This window comes from Microbacterium sp. ARD32, assembly GCF_031844385.1.
In the GTDB taxonomy this organism is placed as follows: domain Bacteria; phylum Actinomycetota; class Actinomycetes; order Actinomycetales; family Microbacteriaceae; genus Microbacterium.
Map to the genome: position 1 here is coordinate 213,959 of NZ_JAUZVD010000004.1, position 14,638 is coordinate 228,596.

General features: G+C 70.0%; 14 protein-coding genes. 4 read left to right on the forward strand and 10 right to left on the reverse strand.

The genetic code is table 11. The features are described from left to right. Nucleotides 1-25 precede the first annotated feature (25 nt). Genes nrdE through nrdH form a run of 3 tightly spaced genes read right to left on the reverse strand, consistent with a single transcriptional unit; the run spans nucleotide 26 to nucleotide 2,900 of the window. On the reverse strand, nucleotides 26-2,200 hold the full coding sequence (nrdE, locus tag Q9R19_RS14200; RefSeq protein WP_311257047.1) for a class 1b ribonucleoside-diphosphate reductase subunit alpha: 2,175 nt from the start codon (nucleotides 2,198-2,200) through the stop codon (nucleotides 26-28). Beyond that, nucleotides 2,167-2,616 carry a class Ib ribonucleoside-diphosphate reductase assembly flavoprotein NrdI gene (gene nrdI / locus Q9R19_RS14205; protein WP_311257048.1) on the reverse strand — a complete coding sequence of 150 codons (450 nt, stop codon included), beginning with the start codon at nucleotides 2,614-2,616 and terminating at the stop codon, nucleotides 2,167-2,169. The genes nrdE and nrdI overlap by 34 nt, the downstream gene beginning before the upstream one ends. 50 nt (nucleotides 2,617-2,666) lie before the next feature. Further along, nucleotides 2,667-2,900 (reverse strand): glutaredoxin-like protein NrdH, encoded by a 234-nt coding sequence (nrdH, locus tag Q9R19_RS14210; RefSeq protein ID WP_311257049.1) that lies wholly within the window; start codon nucleotides 2,898-2,900, stop codon nucleotides 2,667-2,669. A gap of 368 nt (nucleotides 2,901-3,268) precedes the next feature. Here nrdH and Q9R19_RS14215 point away from each other — a divergent pair, with 368 nt between their 5' ends. Further along, the gene (locus Q9R19_RS14215) at nucleotides 3,269-4,483 is read left to right on the forward strand and encodes an MFS transporter (protein ID WP_311257050.1); all 1,215 of its coding nucleotides are present in this window, start codon (nucleotides 3,269-3,271) and stop codon (nucleotides 4,481-4,483) included. Between the two features lie 39 nt (nucleotides 4,484-4,522). Next, nucleotides 4,523-5,683, forward strand: coding sequence for an acyl-CoA dehydrogenase family protein (locus Q9R19_RS14220; protein ID WP_311257051.1), 1,161 nt, complete (start codon nucleotides 4,523-4,525; stop codon nucleotides 5,681-5,683). Nucleotides 5,684-5,725: 42 nt separating this feature from the next. Here Q9R19_RS14220 and Q9R19_RS14225 read toward each other — a convergent pair whose 3' ends face one another. Then, nucleotides 5,726-5,998 (reverse strand): metal-sensitive transcriptional regulator, encoded by a 273-nt coding sequence (locus Q9R19_RS14225; RefSeq protein ID WP_311257052.1) that lies wholly within the window; start codon nucleotides 5,996-5,998, stop codon nucleotides 5,726-5,728. 116 nt (nucleotides 5,999-6,114) lie between these two features. On the opposite strand from Q9R19_RS14225, the gene Q9R19_RS14230 reads away from it, so the two are divergent. After that, nucleotides 6,115-7,413, forward strand: coding sequence for a DUF445 domain-containing protein (locus Q9R19_RS14230; protein ID WP_311257053.1), 1,299 nt, complete (start codon nucleotides 6,115-6,117; stop codon nucleotides 7,411-7,413). Here Q9R19_RS14230 and Q9R19_RS14235 read toward each other — a convergent pair. Genes Q9R19_RS14235 through hutH form a run of 5 tightly spaced genes read right to left on the reverse strand, consistent with a single transcriptional unit; the run spans nucleotide 7,397 to nucleotide 13,450 of the window. After that, a complete protein-coding gene (locus Q9R19_RS14235; RefSeq protein WP_311257054.1) occupies nucleotides 7,397-8,077 on the reverse strand; it encodes an SDR family oxidoreductase in 681 nt (226 codons plus the stop codon). The two genes, Q9R19_RS14230 and Q9R19_RS14235, sit on opposite strands and share 17 nt — an antisense overlap. Nucleotides 8,078-8,103: 26 nt before the next feature. Next, the gene (locus tag Q9R19_RS14240; protein ID WP_311257055.1) at nucleotides 8,104-9,003 is read right to left on the reverse strand and encodes an arginase family protein; all 900 of its coding nucleotides are present in this window, start codon (nucleotides 9,001-9,003) and stop codon (nucleotides 8,104-8,106) included. Between the two features lie 19 nt (nucleotides 9,004-9,022). Next, nucleotides 9,023-10,243 carry an imidazolonepropionase gene (hutI, locus tag Q9R19_RS14245; RefSeq protein WP_311257056.1) on the reverse strand — a complete coding sequence of 407 codons (1,221 nt, stop codon included), beginning with the start codon at nucleotides 10,241-10,243 and terminating at the stop codon, nucleotides 9,023-9,025. Next, complete coding sequence (gene hutU / locus Q9R19_RS14250; RefSeq protein WP_311257057.1) at nucleotides 10,240-11,919, reverse strand: urocanate hydratase; 1,680 nt, start codon at nucleotides 11,917-11,919, stop codon at nucleotides 10,240-10,242. Before hutU ends, hutI begins: the two co-directional genes overlap by 4 nt. Continuing rightward, nucleotides 11,912-13,450 carry a histidine ammonia-lyase gene (gene hutH / locus Q9R19_RS14255; RefSeq protein WP_311257058.1) on the reverse strand — a complete coding sequence of 513 codons (1,539 nt, stop codon included), beginning with the start codon at nucleotides 13,448-13,450 and terminating at the stop codon, nucleotides 11,912-11,914. The genes hutU and hutH overlap by 8 nt, the downstream gene beginning before the upstream one ends. A 52-nt stretch (nucleotides 13,451-13,502) precedes the next feature. Here hutH and Q9R19_RS14260 point away from each other — a divergent pair, with 52 nt between their 5' ends. Continuing rightward, complete coding sequence (locus Q9R19_RS14260; protein WP_311257059.1) at nucleotides 13,503-14,285, forward strand: IclR family transcriptional regulator; 783 nt, start codon at nucleotides 13,503-13,505, stop codon at nucleotides 14,283-14,285. A gap of 91 nt (nucleotides 14,286-14,376) precedes the next feature. Here the strand turns inward: Q9R19_RS14260 and Q9R19_RS14265 are convergent, their stop codons facing one another. Continuing rightward, nucleotides 14,377-14,511: a hypothetical protein gene (locus Q9R19_RS14265; RefSeq protein WP_311257060.1), complete on the reverse strand. Its 135-nt coding sequence runs from the start codon at nucleotides 14,509-14,511 to the stop codon at nucleotides 14,377-14,379. Between the last annotated feature and the right edge of the window lie 127 nt (nucleotides 14,512-14,638).

The window sequence follows — 14,638 nt, forward strand, 5'->3', positions numbered from 1 at the left end:
TCTAGAAAAATCCCCGGTCAGTGCGTCAGAGCATGCAGCTGACGCACTCGGACATGTCGGTCCCCTCGAGGGCCATCTGCCGCAGGCGGATGTAGTAGATCGTCTTGATGCCCTTGCGCCAGGCGTAGATCTGGGCCTTGTTGATGTCACGCGTGGTGGCGGTGTCCTTGAAGAACAGCGTCAGCGACAGGCCCTGGTCGACGTGCTGGGTGGCTGCGGCGTACGTGTCGATGACCTTCTCGTAGCCGATCTCGTACGCGTCCTGGTAGTACTCCAGGTTGTCGTTCGTCATGAACGGCGCCGGGTAGTACACGCGGCCGAGCTTGCCCTCCTTGCGGATCTCGACCTTCGAGGCGATCGGATGGATCGACGAGGTGGAGTTGTTGATGTAGGAGATCGAGCCGGTCGGCGGCACGGCCTGCAGGTTCTGGTTGTAGATGCCGTGCTTCTGGATGCTGTCCTTCAGCTCGACCCAGTCGGCCTGCGTCGGGATGCTGTGGCCGGCGAAGAGCTCCTTGACCTTCTCGGTCTCGGGTGCCCACGCGCGCTCGATGTACTTGTCGAAGAACTCCCCCGACGCGTAGGTGGAATCCGCGAACCCGTCGAAGGTCTCGCCGCGCTCGATCGCCAGCCGGTTCGACGCGCGCAGCGCGTGGAACAGCACGGTGTAGAAGTAGATGTTCGTGAAGTCGATGCCCTCTTCGGACCCGTAGAACACGTGCTCGCGGGCGAGGTAGCCGTGCAGGTTCATCTGCCCCAGGCCGATCGCGTGCGAGCGGTCGTTGCCGTCCTCGATGGAGCGCACCGAGCTGATGTGGCTCTGCGTGCTCACCGCGGTGAGGGCTCGGATCGCGGTCTCCACGGTCTTCCCCAGGTCATCGGCGTCCATCGCCAGCGCGATGTTCATGGAACCGAGGTTGCAGGAGATGTCCTTGCCGATCTGGTCGTACGACAGGTCGGTGCGATACGTGGTCGGGGTGTTCACCTGCAGGATCTCGCTGCACAGGTTGGACATGTTGATGCGGCCCTTGATCGGGTTGGCCTTGTTCACCGTGTCCTCGAACATGATGTACGGGTAGCCCGACTCGAACTGGATCTCGGCGATGGTCTGGAAGAACTCGCGCGCGTTGATCTTGGTCTTCTTGATGCGCGCGTCGTCGACCATCTCGTAGTACTTCTCACTGACGGAGATGTCGCCGAAGGGCACGCCGTAGACCTTCTCGACGTCGTACGGCGAGAACAGGTACATGTCCTCGCCCTTCTTGGCGAGCTCGAAGGTGATGTCGGGGACGACGACGCCCAGCGAGAGCGTCTTGATGCGGATCTTCTCGTCGGCGTTCTCGCGCTTGGTGTCGAGGAACCGCATGATGTCGGGGTGGTGCGCCGAGAGGTAGACGGCGCCGGCGCCCTGGCGGGCACCGAGCTGGTTGGCGTAGCTGAAGCTGTCTTCGAGCAGCTTCATGACCGGGATGATGCCGGATGACTGATTCTCGATCTGCTTGATCGGAGCACCGGATTCGCGGATGTTGCTCAGCAGCAGCGCCACGCCGCCGCCGCGCTTGGACAGCTGCAGCGAAGAGTTGATGCCGCGGGCGATCGACTCCATGTTGTCCTCGATGCGCAGCAGGAAGCAGCTGACGAGCTCGCCGCGCTGCGCCTTGCCCGCGTTGAGGAAGGTGGGGGTGGCCGGCTGGAAGCGGCCGGAGATGATCTCGTCGACCAGGTCGGTGGCCACCTGCTCGTCGCCCTCCGCCAGCGCGAGGGCGGTCATCACGACGCGGTCCTCGAAGCGCTCCAGGTAGCGCTTGCCGTCGAAGGTCTTCAGCGTGTAGCTGGTGTAGTACTTGAACGCGCCCAGGAACGTCTCGAAGCGGAACTTCTTGGAGTAGGCGAAGTCGTTGAGCTTCTGGATGAACTCGAACGAGTACTGGTCGATGACCGCGGCCTCGTAGTACTCCTTCTCTACCAGGTAGTCCAGACGCTCCTTGAGGGAGTGGAAGAACACGGTGTTCTGGTTGACATGCTGCAGGAAGTACTCCCGAGCGGCGCGCTTGTCGGCGTCGAACTGGATCTTCCCGTTCGCGTCGTACAGATTCAGCATCGCGTTCAGCGCGTGATAGTCGAGCCCCTCGTACGCGGGGTTGACCTTGAACTCCACCTGATCCGTCACTGCCTGCTCTTCAACTGCGGTGTCCACCATCGTTCCAATCCGTCGCTCACGCGATCGACATCATCCGGCGTGCCGAATACCTCCAGCCGGTACAAGTGCGGCACTTGACACTTGCGGCTCACGATCTCTCCGGCGAGGCAGAAGGACTCACCGAAGTTCGTATTGCCCGCGGAGATGACTCCACGGATCAGGCTGCGGTTGTGCTCATCGTTGAGAAACCGGATCACCTGCTTGGGAACGGCGCCCTTCTCCTCGCCGCGTCCCTGCCCGCCCCCGTAGGTGGGGGTGACGAGCACGTAGGGCTCGTCCACGACGACCGGCTCATCGCCTCGGTGCAACGGGATGCGGCGGGCGGGGAGCCCGAGCTTCTCGATGAAACGCGCGGTGTTGCCCGAGATGCTCGAGAAGTAGACCAGGAGCGGCGCTGCGGTCGCGACTGCGCTCATGATCCACCTCCTCGGTTCCCGATCCTGTCGAAGGGCTGCCTGCGAAGGGCTTACGCCAGGCGAGCGGCGAGCTCGTCGATCTTGTCGGGGCGGAAGCCCGACCAGTGCCCCTCGTCGGTGACGACGACCGGCGCCTGCATGTAGCCGAGCGCCTTGACCTGCTCGAGCGCCGATGCGTCCTCGGAGAGGTCGTGGATCTCGTACTCGATGCCCTTGGCGTCGAGCGCGCGATAGGTGGCGTTGCACTGCACGCAGGAAGGCTTGGTGTAGACCGTGATCGACATGAATTTCCCCTCGGATCTCAGCTGTTGCCCGGCAGACCCCCGCCGGGACTTCAATACTACATATGGGGACGGACATTGCGACCGACCACTAGGGATAGTAGTTACATCCGTGTAGTTTTCCACCGCTCTCCCCATGTACAACACAGGTTGTCCACCGTTTCTTCCACAGCCGGGAGCCCGCGCCGAGGGCCCGCGAACCGCGTGTTCCCGCGGTCCGCGGGACCGGAGATCGGATTCATCCACAGGACGCACGCTACGCCCGGCCGCCGACATCCGATTTCCTGTGGAGAGCGCTCCTCGGCGTGTCGCGGCGTGTCGCGGCATCCACCCGCTCGCGCACCCGCGTGCGGCCCGGATAGTGTTCTCTGGTGGCGGGATATCGGGACCTTCTGCGCACACCGGGAGTCGGGCGGATGATCGCCGCTCAGCTGGTGGCGCGCTTCCCCAACGGCATGATGAGCCTGGCGATCCTGATGCATGTCGAGCAGCAGTCCGGCTCCTATGCCGCGGCCGGCGTCGTGCTCGCCGCTGCGTCCGTCGGGCAGGCGATCGCGGGCCCGGTCACCAGCCGCTGGATGGGGGCCTGGGGCATGCGGCGCGTGCTCACCCTCACGCTCTGCGTGTGCGTGGCGTCCGTGCTGTGCCTCGCGCTGCTGCCGCTGAGCATCCCCGGCTACATGGCGTTCGCGCTGCTCGCCGGGCTGTCCACCCCGCCGGTGCAGTCCGCGGTGCGCACCATCTACCCCAAGCTCGTCAACGCCGCCCAGCTCACCCCGCTGTTCTCGCTGGATGCCTCCCTGCAGGAGATCATCTGGATCGTCGCGCCCGTGCTGATCACGATCGTCTCGACGCAGGTCGGCACCGTGCCGGGACTGCTGCTGGTGGCGCTCATCCTCGCCGGCGGCGGAGCGTGGTTCATCCTCTCCCCCGAGGTCGGCCGGGTGCGCATCCCGCGCAGCCGGCGCGCCTTCGGCCGCGTGGTGCTCAAGCCGCCCGTGCTGATGGCCACCGTGATCGGCTTCCTGCTGATCGGCGCGTGCTCGGCCGTGGAGGTGGGCGTCGTGGCCACCTTCGGCCACGGCGGGCTGGAGGCAGGCCTGGTGCTCGCGGTGTTCTCCGCCGGCAGCCTGGCCGGCGGCCTGGCGTTCGGCCACATCCCCATCGGCCCGTGGGCCATGGCCAGGCGGCTGCTGATCGTCACGATCGGGCTGACGCTCACGATGATCTCCCTGAACGTCTTCTGGCTCGGCGGCACGCTGCTGCTGGCGGGCATCGGCATCGCGCCGGCGCTGGCGGTGCTGTTCGCCATCACCACGGCGAGCGTGAAGTTCAGCGAGACGGCGGAGGCGTTCGGCTGGGCCGGCACCGGCCAGCTGATCGGCGCCGCCGCGGGCTCGGCGATCGCCGGCATCCTGATCGACGCGAACGGCCCTGCCGGTGCGTACCTGGCGGCGGTGCTGTTCGTCGTGACGGGTCTGGCCGTGGCGGTGCTGTTCGTGCGCGCCCTCCCCGACCTGCGCGACCGCGACCCCAGCCCGCACCCCGACACGGCCACGCTCCCCATCCCGACCATCCGCCGCTGAGCACGCGCCGGCGTGCGCGGGGCGGCATAGGCTGGGCGCGTGAGCACCTTCGACCCCGCAGCGCACCTTCCCGACGACCTGCTGGAGCGCATCCGCGAGCGCGCCGCCGTGCACGACCGCGAGAACACGTTCCCGCAGCAGGATCTGGACGAGCTGCGGGATGCCGGATATCTGGCCATCCTGGTGCCGGCCGAGCTCGGCGGCGGTGGTCTCGGTCTCGAGCAGGCCGCGCTGCTGCAGCAGCGACTGGCCACGGCATCCGCCGCCACCGCCCTCGCGATCAACATGCACCTGGTGTGGACCGGCGTCGCGAAGGTGTTCAGCGACCGAGGCGTGCCCGGGCTGGAGTTCGTGCAGCGCGGCGCCGTGGCGGGCGACGTCTTCGCGTTCGGCATCAGCGAGGGCGGCAACGACCTGGTGCTGTTCGGCAGCGACACGGATGCCGCGCCTCAGCCCGACGGCGGGTACGCCTTCACCGGCACCAAGATCTTCACCTCGCTCGCGCCGGTGTGGACCAGGCTCGGACTGCACGGCCTGGACACGACCAGTGCGGATGCTCCGAAGCTGGTCTTCGCGTTCATCGATCGCACGGATGCCGTCGTCACGAGCGACGACTGGGACACCCTGGGCATGCGGGGCACCCAGAGCCGGACCACGCGCCTGAACGGGGCGGTCGCCACACCGGAGCACGTGGTGCGGCGCATCGACCCTGGTCCGAACCCGGATCCGATCGTGTTCGGCATCTTCAGCGTGTTCGAGCTGCTGCTGGCATCCGTGTACACCGGCATCGCCCGGCGCGCACTCGACCTCGCCGTCGAGACCGCCCAGCAGCGGCGGTCCAAGCGGACCGGGACGACGTATGCTCAGGATCCCGACATCCGCTGGCGGGTCGCCGGGATGGGCCTGGTCTACGACGCGCTGCCCCCGCAGATCTCCGCGCTCGCCCGCGACGTGGACGAGCTGGCAGACCACGGACCGCGCTGGTTCACGCTGCTCTCCGGCGTCAAGCACCGGGCCGTGGTGATGGCCAAGCAGGTCGTCGACGAGGCGATGCTGGTCGCGGGCGGCGGATCGTACTTCTCCTCCCAGGAGCTGTCGCGGATCTACCGCGACGTGCTGGCAGGAATGTTCCACCCCTCCGATCCGGAGTCGGCGCACGCCACCGCCGCGACCGCCTGGCTCGGCCCGCTCGAGGCCTAGCCCCAAGGACCTGGGCCCCTGAGCCTGTCGAAGGGTCGCGCCCTACTTGCGGTCGAACTCGAAGGCCTTCAGCAGCTCGGCGACGGCCTGGTCGCGCTCGTCGCCGCCCTCCTCGAACATGTGCGTCACGTGCGTGCGCAGGTGGTTCTCCAGCAGCAGGCGGTTCAGCGACTCCAGTGAGCGCTGCACGGCACGCGACTGCGTGATGATGTCCATGCAGTACTCCTCGTTCTCGATCATCCGCGCGATGCCGCGCAGCTGCCCCTCGAGGATGCTGGTGCGGTGCAGAGCACGCTTCTTGATGTCATCGATCACCCTACGAGCGTAGCCTCCGTGGCATCCCCGCGGTTCCGCCCTGGGTCGCTGAGCCCGTCGAAGCGTCGCCCTGCTCGCACTGGGTCGCTGGCAACCGCCCGTGAAAGGATGTCCCCATGTCCCGCACCCCGATGGCGCTGCTGTCCCCCGCCGATCAGGAGAGGCTCCGCGGTCTGCGGCGGATGAAGGCGGTCGCGCTGGGTGCGTTGATCTTCATGGCGGTGGTCTTCGTGATCGCCTTCGCCCTCGAGCACCGGTACCCGTGGCTGGCGTATGTGCGCGCCGCGACGGAGGGCGGAATGGTCGGCGCCCTGGCGGACTGGTTCGCGGTGACCGCGCTGTTCCGGCATCCGCTGGGCGCGCCCATTCCGCACACCGCGATCATCCCCCACCGCAAGGACGAGATCGGGCGCTCGCTGGGCGAGTTCGTGGAGACGAACTTCCTCTCCGGCGACGTCGTGCGCGAGAAGCTGTCGCGCACGGCGCTCTCGCAGCGGCTGGGCGAGTGGCTGGCCGCCCCTTCGCTGGGCCCAGCGACCCCGAGCCACGCGGAGCGGGTGTCCGCCGAGGCCGCGACGGCGGCATCCGCCGTGCTGCGCGCGCTGAGTGACGACGACGTGCAGGAGCTGATCGCCGACCTCGCCCGCGAGCACCTCGTGGAGCCCGACTGGGCGCCGTCGGCAGGCGGCTGGCTGGAGCGGATCGTCGAGGCGGATGCTCACCGCGGCGCGGTGGATCTGGCCGTGGACAGCATCACCGGCTGGCTCCATGCCAACGCGCACACCTTCCAGGGCCTCGTCTCACGCCGCCTTCCCGGCTGGGTGCCAAGGCTGGCGCACCGCTTCGTCGACGAGACGGTGTACCACGAGGCCGTGCGCTTCGCCGAAGCGGTGCAGGCCGACCCTCACCATCCGGCGCGGGCCGCGCTCGACGGGTACTTGGCTCGCCTGGCCGACCGCCTGCAGCACGACCCCGACATGCGCGAGCGCTTCGAGGGTGCGAAGGCCGCCGTGTTCGACAGCCCCCGCGTGGTGGCCCTGGCCGCCCAGGCCTGGGAGACCGCCAAGAACGGCCTGCTCGCCGCCCTCGCGGATCCGGAGAGCGGGCTGCGCCGCCGCGCGGCATCCGCGGTCGCGGAGATCGGACAGCGCCTGGCCACCGAGCCGGTCCTGCAGGCGCGTGTGGACGGCTGGGTCACCGATGCGGCCGTGTTCCTGGTGGATCGGTACCGGCACGACATCGCCTCGATCATCACCGACACGGTGGAGAAGTGGGACGCCGCCGAGACGACTGAGAAGATCGAGCTGATGGTCGGACGCGACCTGCAGTACATCCGGCTGAACGGCACCGTTGTCGGAGCGCTGGCGGGGCTGGCGATCTTCGCCGTCGCGCACGCCGTCATCCCCGCGGGCTGATCGGGGGCTGATCGGGGGGCTCACCCGCCAGCGCCTCGGGGATCGCCACGTCACCGTCGTTGAACCGGATCGTGCGGCCGATCGTGGCCGGCTCGACCAGGGCCTGCGCGACGACCAGCGCCACGTTCTTCCTGGACACCTCGCCCGAGGTCTGCGCCGCCGCGTCGATGCGGCCGGTTCCCTCGCCCAGTGTCAGCCGGCTCGGACCGAGCACCGTCCACTCCAGCGACGTCGCCCGAAGATATTCGTCAGCGGCGGCCTTCGCCTCGGCGTAGGCGTGGAACGGGTCGGATTCCGGGATGCCGTGGTCCGGCGACGAGCCGAAGTACGACACCATCACGTAGCGAGCCGCACCGGCATCCTTCGCGGCATCCATCGACCGCACGGCGGCCTCGAAGTCCACGGCGCGGGTGCGCGCCGGGCTGCCGCCTCCTGCTCCGGCCGACCAGACGACGGCGTCGTGCCCGGCGATCAGCTCGGCGAGCGCCGGCCGATCCTCGTGCTCCACGTCGAAGACAGCGGGCGTCGCACCGGCCGCGCGCACGTCGTCGGCGTGCGCGGGGTTGCGGATGACGGAGGTGACCTCGTCCCCGCGTGCGACGAGAACCGGGGCGAGCAGCAGCGCGACCTTTCCGTGGCCGCCGACGATGAGAATCCGAGCCATGTGCCCACGCTACTCGTGTGGAGGGGTCAGCGGGTCGCCAGGCCGGCCAGCAGCTCGAGCACGCAGAGCGCCGCCAGCCGCACGGTGCGGCCGTCCTCGGCATCCGCGGTGGCGTCGACCTCGGCCAGGTCGGCGCTGACGATCCGCTCGTCGACGGCCAGCGCGCGCACGAGCGCACGCAGCTCCCAGGCCGCGAACCCGCCCGGAACGCTCGCCGGGCATCCGGGCACGGCGGCTCGATCGGCGGCGTCGACGTCGATGTCGAGGTGGATGCGGGAGCCGGCGCCGGCGGTCTGCAGCGCCTCGGCCACGACGTCGTCGACGCCGCGCCGGCGCACCTCGTCGATCGTGATGACGCGGATGCCCCACTCCGCAGCGCGCCGCGCATAGGCCGCGGAGTTGGCGAAGTCGGAGATCCCGAGCTGCACGATCCGCGTCGGGTCGATGCGCTCCCCCGGCGGCGCGTCCTGCACCAGCCGGCGCACGGGCGACCCGTTGGACACGCCGTCGCGCAGATCGTAGTGCGCGTCGATCGTGATCAGGCCGTCGGCGCCGGCGCCGCGCGCCACCGGATAGGTGAGCGAGTTGTCACCGCCGAGCGCGACGATCAGCCGGGCGTCCGTCGCCAGCTCGCGCACCCGGTCCACGGCGCGCTGCACGCCCTCATCGCCGTCGGGCTCGTGCACGTCGCCGGCGTCGGCGATGCGCAGGGCCTGGTTCAGGTCGATCGCGGGAGGTCCGATCAGGGCCGGGCTGTACCGCGCGAGAGCCGCGCGGACCGCCGCGGGGGTGGCGTGCGCGCCGGTGCTCGAGATCGAGGTGCGCCAGGTGGGGACGCCCAGCACCACGGCATCCGTCGTCTGCCCCGGCACGGGCGCCGGCCACGATCCGGCCCGAGGCCAGAGCTCGTCGTGCGGAAGCGCCATCTCTTCGTCCTCTCCGGCGTCAGCGGACCGCGACGCCGTCCTTCCACACCTGCTTCACCAGCGGCACACCGGGACGGTAGGCCAGATGCACGGCCGTGGGTGCGTCCAGGAGCACCAGGTCGGCGCGCTTGCCTGGCGCGATCACGCCGATGTCGTCGCGCCGCAGCGCCGCCGCTCCCCCGGCAGTGGCAGCGCGCACCGCCTCTGCGGTGGTCATCCCCATCTCGCGCACCGCGAGCGCGATGCAGAACGGCATCGACGACGTGAAGCTCGACCCCGGGTTCGTGTCGCACGCGATCGCGACGGTCACGCCGGCGTCGATCAGCCGGCGTGCGTCGGGGTACGGATGCCGGGTGGAGAACTCCACGCCGGGCAGCACGGTGAGCACGGTGTCGGAGGCGGCGAGCGCTGCGACGTCCTCGTCGGTCAGGTAGGTGCCGTGGTCGACGGATGCCGCCCCCAGTTCGATCGCGAGCCGCACGCCCTCGCCGGGCCCGAGCTGACTGGCGTGCACGCGCGCCTGCAGGCCGCGGGCGATGCCCGCTTCGAGCACCCGCCGCGACTGCGCCGCGGTGAAGGCGCCGGCCTCGCAGAACACGTCGATCCACTTGGCGTGCGGGGCGCAGGCATCCAGCATCTCGCCGACCACCAGGTCGACGTACTCGTCGCCGCGTCCGGCGTACTCGGCCGGCACGACGTGCGCGCCGAGGAAGGTGACCTCGGGCGTGACCTCGGCGGCCAGGCGCACCAGGCGCGCCTCCGTGGCGACATCCAGTCCGTACCCGCTCTTGATCTCGACGGTCGTGGTGCCCTGCGCGCGCATCTCGTCGACGAAGCCGCGCAGTCGGGTGCGCAGCTTGTCATCGCTCGCGTCGCGCGTCGCGGCGACGGTGGAGCGGATGCCGCCGGCGGCGTACTTCTCGCCGGCCATCCGCGCCTCGAACTCCCCTGCGCGGTCACCGCCGAAGACGATGTGGCTGTGGCTGTCCACGAACCCTGGGATGACCGCCCCACCGTCGGCGTCCACCACCTCCAGCCCGTCTACGTGGCGCGTGCGGCCCTGATTCGCGCTCGACAGGGGCGCCACGCGCCACATAGACGGGTCGGAGGAGGGGCCGACCCATGCGATGCGGCCGTCGTCGATGAGCACAGCGGCATCGTGCAGCGCGGCGCCGGGGTCGCCGTCGACACCGACGTTGGTCGTCAACTCCCCGATGTTGGTGATCAGCGTGGCGCTCACAGCATCGGCACCTTCAGTCCGCGTTCGCGCGCGACATCCTTCGCGTGCTCGTACCCGGCGTCCACGTGGCGCATCACACCGGTGCCGGGGTCGTTGGTCAGCACGCGCTCCAGTTTCTGCGCGGCCAGTTCCGTGCCGTCGGCGACGGTGACCTGCCCGGCGTGGATGCTGCGGCCGATGCCCACGCCCCCGCCATGGTGCAGCGAGACCCAGCTCGCACCGGATGCCGTGTTGAGCAGGGCGTTCAGCAGCGGCCAGTCGGCGATCGCATCGGAGCCGTCCTTCATGGCCTCCGTCTCGCGATACGGGCTGGCGACCGACCCCGAGTCCAGGTGATCGCGGCCGATCACGATCGGCGCGGAGAGCTCGCCCGAGGCGACCATCTCGTTGAACTTCAGCCCCGCCAGGTGGCGCTCCTGGTAGCCGAGCCAGCAGATGCGGGCGGGAAGCCCCTCGAAGTGCACGGTCTCGCCGGCCTTGGCCAGCCAGCGGTGCAGCGCCGTGTCCTCGGGGAACAGCTCCGCGATGGCCCGGTCGGTCCTGTAGATGTCCTCGGGGTCGCCGGAGAGCGCCGCCCAGCGGAACGGGCCGCGCCCTTCTTCGAACTGCGGTCGGATGTAGGCGGGCACGAAGCCGGGGAACGCGAACGCGCGCTCGGCACCGCCCAGCATCGCCTCGGCGCGCAGCGAGTTGCCGTAGTCGAAGACCGCGGCGCCGGCATCCTGGAACGCCACCATGGCGTTCACGTGCGCGGCCATCGACTCACGGGCGCGCCGAGTGAACCCCTCGGGGTCGCGCTCCGCCTCGGCCTTCCAGTCGGCGACGGACACCCCGACCGGCAGGTACGCCAGCGGGTCGTGCGCGCTGGTCTGGTCGGTGACGACGTCGATCGCCAGCTCGCCCGCCTGCTGTCTGCGCAGCAGTTCGGGGAAGACCTCCGCGGCGTTGCCGACGATGCCGACCGAGAGCGCGTCACCGGCATCCTTCGCCGCCACCGCACGCGCGACGGCCGTGTCGAGGTCGGTGTGGTACTCGTCCAGATAGCCGTGCTCCACACGGCGCGACAGGCGCGACTCGTCGACGTCGACGATCAGCACGGCCCCCTCGTTGAGGGTCACGGCCAGCGGCTGCGCGCCGCCCATGCCGCCGGCCCCGCCGGTGAGCGACAGGGTGCCCTTGAGCGAGTCCCGTCCCAGCGAGCGCGCGACTGCGGCGAAGGTCTCGTAGGTGCCCTGGAGGATGCCCTGCGTGCCGATGTAGATCCACGAGCCGGCCGTCATCTGGCCGTACATCATCAGGCCCAGCGACTCGAGTCGGCGGAACTCCGGCCAGGTGGCCCAGTCGCCGACCAGGTTGGAGTTGGCGATCAGCACCCGCGGCGCCCACTCGTGGGTGCGGAACACGCCCACCGGCTTGCCGGACTGCACCAGCAGGGTCTCGTCGGGCTCGAGCTCGTCCAGTGTGCGCACGATCGCGTCATACGCCTCCCAGCTGCGGGCAGCCCTGCCGGTGCCTCCGTAGACGACGAGATCCTCGGGATGCTCGGCGACCTCGGCGTCGAGGTTGTTCATCAGCATCCGTTTGGCGGCCTCGGCGCCCCAGCTCTTGGCGGTGCGCTGGTTGCCGCGCGGGGCGCGGATGGAGCGGGCCGGGTCGTGGACGGTGTGTTCAGACATGCGCGTGCTCCTTCGCAGTGCGGAGGACGGCGCCCGAGCGGACGAGCTCGGTGACGGCCTCCATGTCGGGTGAGAGGAAGTGATCCGGGCCGGGGCCTGCGGCCACCGTGCGCACCAGGTCGCGCACAGCACCGGTGGCGGGTCCAGCGGCCAGCGGCGCGCGCAGATCGAGGGCGCGCGAGCCGGTGAGGATCTCGATCGCGAGCACGCGCGCCAGTCCGTCGATCGCCCGGCGCAGCTTGCGAGCGGCCGCCCACCCCATCGACACGTGGTCCTCCTGCATGGCCGAGGAGGGGATGGAGTCGACGGACGCCGGCACCGCGAGCCGCTTGAGCTCGGAGACGATGCCGGCGGCCGCGTACTGCGCGATCATCAGGCCGGAGTCGACCCCCACCTCATGTGCGAGGAACGGTGGAAGGCCGTGACTGCGAGCGGGGTCGAGCGCGCGGTCGGTGCGACGCTCGGAGACCGAGGCGACGTCGGCGACCGAGATGGCCAGGAAGTCGAGCACAGCCGCGACGGGCGCGCCGTGGAAGTTGCCGTTGGACTCGATGCGGCCGTCGGAGGTCACGACCGGGTTGTCGATGACCGAGGCCAGCTCGCGCTCGGCGATCGTCGTCGCGTGCGCCATGGTGTCACGCGCCGCACCGTGCACCTGCGGCGAGCAGCGCAGCGAGTACGCGTCCTGCACCCGGCCGTCCTCGGGTCCCTTGTGGCTGGCGACCATGGGCGAGGAACTCAGGAAGGCGCGCAGGTTGGCCGAGGATGCCGCCTGTCCCGCCTGCGGGCGCAGGGCCATCAGGTCGGCCGCGAACACGGCATCCGTCCCCAGCTGCGACTCGACCGACATCGCGGCCGCCAGGTCGGCGGTGGTGACGAGCGTCTCCAGGTCGTGCAGCGCCAGCACCAGCATCCCGAGCATCCCGTCGGTGCCGTTGATCAGCGCCAGCCCCTCCTTCTCCACCAGCACCAGCGGCTCGATGCCCGCCGCGGCGAGGGCGTCCGCGGCCGGCATCGTCTGCTCAGCCACCCGCACCTCGCCCTCCCCCATCGCCGCCAGCGCGACGTGCGCGAGGGGCGCCAGGTCGCCGGAGCAGCCCAGCGACCCGTACTCGCGCACGATGGGGGCGATGCCGGCATTGAGCATCGCCGCGTACGCGTCGACCACCAGCGGGCGAACGCCGGTGTGGCCGGATGCCAGGGTCTGCAGGCGCAGCAGCTGCAGGGCGCGCACCACCTCGGTCTCCACTTCGGCTCCGGTGCCCGCGGCGTGCGAGCGGATCAGGCTCAGCTGCAGCTGCCGACGGCGCTCCGGAGCGATGAAGGTGGTGGCCAGCGCCCCGAAACCGGTGGACACCCCGTAGTGCGGATTCGGGTCGGCCGCCATCCCGTCGATCACGGCGCGGGCCGCGGCCACGCGCTCGCGCGCCGAGTCGGCGATGATCACCGGAGCGGCGTGGCGCGCGACGGCGACGACGTCGGCGGGCGTGAGGGGATGCTCGCCGACGGTCACGGTGGAGATCTGCTGCATGCTCACAGTCCACACCGTCGGCGGGCTGCGCGGGAGGGCCTCATGAGACACTGTGTCTGTGATCCCAGACGAAGCGCACGCGGCAGCGCGCGGCCGACGCCCCCAGGTGCCCGCCGCCGATCAGACGCTGCGGATCCTGCGGCATCTGGCGCGACGACCCGCTCCGATCGCGGCATCCGCTCTCGCACGCGACCTGGGCATTCCCCGTTCCACCGTGTACCACCTGCTGGCCACGCTCGAGGAGCACGGCTTCGTCGTGCATCTTCCGCAGGACCGGCGCTGGGGACTGGGCACGAGCGCCTTCGAGCTGGCCGGCGGGTACGCGCGGCAGGAGCCGCTGGCACGGCTGGGCCGACCGCTCGTCGCCGCACTGGCCGACCGGGTCGGAGAGAGCGCGCACCTGGCGGTGATGAGCGGGCGCGACGTGCTGTACATCGTGGAGGAGCGCGCGGCGCGACGCCCCGCGCTGGTGACGGACGTCGGCGTGCGACTGCCCGCGCATCTGACCGCGACGGGGCGCGCCATGCTGGCGGCTCTCCCCCGCGCGCAGGTACGGGCGCTGTATCCGGATGCCGCGGCGTTCACCGACCGCACCGGACAGGGGCCGGCGCGTCCCGCCGAACTGCGCGAGGCGCTGCGCACCGTGCGCCTGGCCGGCGTCGCGACCGAGGACGGCGAGGTCACACCCGGATTCCGGTCGGTCGCGGCGGTCGTGCGGGATCACGCCGGCTGGCCGGCGGCCGCGGTGGCCGTGACCTGGCAGAGCGATCGGCCCGGCGCACCGGCCGAGGTCGTGCAGGAGGTGGCGCGGATGCTGGAGGGCCGCCTCGCCTAGCACCACGGGTCCATCACCCGCCCGGAGCGGAAGAGGGGCGCCATGCGCCGGTCCACACCGAGCATGACGCCCCTCTGATCACGAGCTGAAGTCAGCCGTTCGCACCCTTGCGCGGCTTGATGAAGGACTCCGGCTCGCGCTTGGCGCGCTTCTCGGCCCTCTTCTCCTTGAGTGAGAGCTTCGGTGCCTTCTTTCCTGCTCGTGACTGCGGTGTCTTACCGGACATGCGACTCGCTTCCCCTCTTTCGGCTGGCGGGTGGGTGACCTCTGACCATAGCCCGAACCAGGGGGAAGTCAAATCGGCAGGCGTTAACGCAAAAGAGCCACCCAGCGATGGGTGGCTCTTTCACAGA